This window comes from Microcoleus sp. M2_D5, from assembly GCF_036701935.1.
Classification (GTDB): Bacteria; Cyanobacteriota; Cyanobacteriia; order Cyanobacteriales; family Microcoleaceae; genus Microcoleus.
On record NZ_JAUBRP010000164.1, the window covers coordinates 1 to 1340 of the forward strand.

Consider the following 1340-nt stretch of genomic DNA (forward strand, 5'->3'; position numbering starts at 1 on the left):
GGATGGGCGTCTCGCCCGTCCCTTATAGACGGGCGAGACGCCCATCCCACAGGCTTATGCAAATTATTTAATTCACGCTCCTTAATTGGATATTTAATATTTACGAGTGGTAAGGTGTAAGGCTAGACGCACCCCAGATTGACTGCAGGCATTTTGCAAAAAGTAAATGTATCCCTGACTACTATCTTTTTATGTCATAAATTTGCTATGAATAGCAAAACTAAACACTAGCGGGGCCAAACCTGTGGGCAAGTTTGATAAAATATTCAATTCAGAAGACCAATCCGAAGCAAGCTTAACTTTAGAAGAATCCGTAGCAGCGGTAGCATTTGTGGCAGCAGAGGCAAATTCCCCTGATACGGATGTTGATATCTTAGAAAGCATACTTTGGGAATCAGAAATATTTGCTGAATACTCGGAAGATGATATGTCAGCAATGTTTGAAAGATTCGACGGTATTGTCGCCCAAGACGGTTTAGGAGCATTATTTAATACTGCTTGGGAATCCATGCCAGATGAGTTAGTGTTGGATACTTTTGCAATAACTGCAGCAATGTTTGTCGCAGATGGCGAAATATCTCAGAAGCACCAGGCTTTTCTTCAGGAATTCCAGGAAGCATTAGGTGTCGAAGACGAGGAAGCAGCAGAAATTATTGAGGATGTAACTGCTGCTTACTCGGAAGTAGAGGGCGAAGATTCTGATTTCGATGCGGCATGGTACGTATCTCCTGAAGGCAATTTTAGCGTTCCCATTCCTGTTGACGAGGAACGAGGCGGTAAAATTGACGAGCAAGAAAGCTGTGTCGCATTTTCTGACGACTTTGGCGTTTTGCTAAAAATTGATTATTTCCCTGTGGCTGGTGAAGTTGAAGAAACAATCGAGTCGGTTGGCGAGGAAACTTATCTCAAGTCTTTTCTCGACAATTTTGTTTCTCAGGCAATTCTGGCTAATGTTCCCAATTCTAAGTTACTCCACGCGGAATATTTAGAAGATGAAGAAGCTTATTTCGCGGTTTTAGATTTGCCTGGGGGTGCAACTATCAGCGTGCAAGAAAACGATGGCACTCTGACTCGGTTGGATGCTTACCGGGGACTTATGGCTTTTATTGCTGACGATTTTTGCTACACGGTAAGCTGTCAGCGAATTTATCAGGAAGGGGATGAGTTGGGTTCCCTGGAGTCTGAAGTTGAGGGAATTATGAACAAGATTTTTGAGTTTATTGAGACAATAGAATTTGGGCCGATCGAATAGACAGGACTTATTTAGGGTTTGCTGAATAATCGATCGCAAACTAAGAACAGGAGTGATCGATATATTCAAGCAGAGTTAAATATAAGTT

Annotated in this window: 1 protein-coding gene; it reads left to right on the forward strand. The window is 42.4% G+C overall.

From position 1 onward, the window contains the following. Window positions 1-244: 244 nt before the first annotated feature. On the forward strand, window positions 245-1252 hold the full coding sequence (locus QUA50_RS29170; RefSeq protein WP_333268794.1) for a tellurite resistance TerB family protein: 1008 nt from the start codon (window positions 245-247) through the stop codon (window positions 1250-1252). Window positions 1253-1340: the final 88 nt, after the last annotated feature.